The sequence below is a fragment of the Bradyrhizobium ingae genome, from assembly GCF_055791185.1.
The window spans coordinates 1-1,379 of record NZ_JBVUBB010000093.1; the positions used below are offsets into that span (position 1 = coordinate 1).

At 61.1% G+C, this 1,379-nt stretch carries 1 protein-coding gene; it reads right to left on the bottom strand.

The genetic code is table 11. From position 1 onward, the window contains the following. Positions 1-267 precede the first annotated feature (267 nt). Positions 268-1,293 carry an IS110 family RNA-guided transposase gene (locus tag ACV1FX_RS41660; RefSeq protein ID WP_473123275.1) on the bottom strand — a complete coding sequence of 342 codons (1,026 nt, stop codon included), beginning with the start codon at positions 1,291-1,293 and terminating at the stop codon, positions 268-270. Positions 1,294-1,379 lie beyond the last annotated feature (86 nt).

Genomic DNA, 1,379 nt, shown 5'->3' on the forward strand with positions numbered 1-1,379 from the left:
CATCTGTGGACGCCCCCGTAAGTGCAAGTAGAATCTTTCGTGAGGCGCTGCGCGTAGTCGGGTGCTGACATCTGTCCGGCCTCTGATGCGACCGGTCATGTGTCGCGGGCCCGTATGGGAGTTCGCGGATCGGAGGCCAAATCACAGAAGCGTGCTCGACTCAGGCACTGTGGGAGGAACTGGCTTTCCCGATCCCGTCTCATCGACTGTTGCGCCATACCTTTCCGTCTGACCTTCCTACACTCTCGACGACCTCTGGCTGGACGGCTATGCCGCCGCGGCCGGAGCTTGGTAGACGCCGCCTTTCGCCAAAAGCGCCCAGACAGTGCGGGCCATCTTGTTGGCAAGGGCGACGATCACGAGCATGGGCGGCTTGCGGGAGAGCATCCTCGCCAACCACGATCCTTGGGGAGAAGTGCCGCGGCGGCGAGCATGCCGCACGACGGCGCAAGCGCCGATGATGAGCAAGCGCCGCAAGGTTCGCTCACCCATCTTCGACGTTGCGCCAAGCTTTTGTTTTCCGCCGGTCGAGCGTTGCAGCGGTGTCAGTCCCAACCAGGCAGCGAAGTCGCGGCCTTTCTTAAATGTCGTGGCCGCGGGGGCCAGAGCGACGAATGCTGTTGCTGTTATCGGGCCCACACCTGGTATGGTTGCCAGCCGCCGCGCGGTTTTGTCTTCCCGGGCACGGCGTGCGATCTCGACGTCGAGATGTTTGATCCTGTGATCCAGCAACCGCAGCGTATCAACCAGCAGCTCGAGTGCCAGTCGGGCGGCTTCTGGCAACTCGCTGCTCGGATCCTCCAGCTGTTCAATGAGCTTGACGACGTGAGATGGCCCCTGGGGAACGATCACGCCGTACTCGGCAAGATGGCCGCGCAGGGCATTGATCACCTGGGTGCGCTGTCGCACCAGGAGATCGCGCGCCCGAAACACGACCGCGCTGGCCTGCTGTTCCGCACTCTTGACGGCGACAAAGCGCATTGTCGGCCGTTGAGCGGCTTCACAAATCGCTTCGGCATCGGCCGCATCGTTCTTCTGCCGTTTTACGAAAGGTTTCACGTAGGCAGGCGGAATGAGGCGAACTGTGTGACCGAGCTTGCCGATCTCGCGCGCCCAATGGTGTGCGCCCCCACAGGATTCCATCGCGATCAAACACGTCGGCTGCTTGGCGAAGAACTCCAGCACCTTGTTACGCCGCAGCTGTTTGCGAAAAACAGTGGTGCCTGCAGCATCTGCCCCATGCAACTGAAATACATTCTTCGCCAAATCTATTCCGATCGTGCTAACTTCCATGGCGGACGCTCCTTCTCTGCAGTGGCTGTTTCAACACCACCATCTTGGCACATTGATGCCGTCGAGGGGGGCGTCCACCCCATCAC